Genomic DNA, 430 nt, shown 5'->3' with positions numbered 1-430 from the left:
GGTGGCGTAGAGTATGCAATTACTCCTGAAATCGCTACCCGTCTGGAATACCAGTGGACCAACAACATCGGTGACGCGAACACCGTTGGTGGTCGTCCGGATAACGGCCTGCTGAGCGTTCGCGTTTCTTACCGTTTCGGTCAGTAAACTGTAGCTCCAGTAGTTGCACCGGCTCCGGCTCCAGCTCCAGAAGTACAGACCAAACACTTCACTCTGAAGTCAGACGTTCTGTTCAACTTCAACAAAGCAACTCTGAAACCAGAAGGCCAGCAGGCTCTGGACCAGATGTACAGCCAGCTGAGCAACCTGGATCCGAAAGACGGTTCCGTAGTGGTTCTGGCTTCACTGACCGCATCGGTTCTGACGCTTACAACCAGGGTCTGTCCGAGAAACGTGCTCAGTCCGTTGTTGATTACCTGATCTCTAAAGG

The 430-nt window shown here is 52.8% G+C and carries 1 pseudogene; it reads left to right on the top strand.

What is annotated here, in order from left to right:
* Positions 1-430: pseudogene (gene ompA / locus ACU8YC_RS28455) on the top strand (porin OmpA); the annotation flags it as partial.

This window comes from Citrobacter sp. VF227 (assembly GCF_052950715.1).
Note: the sequence above shows the minus strand (reverse complement) of the source record. Positions and strands in the feature narration are given on the sequence as shown.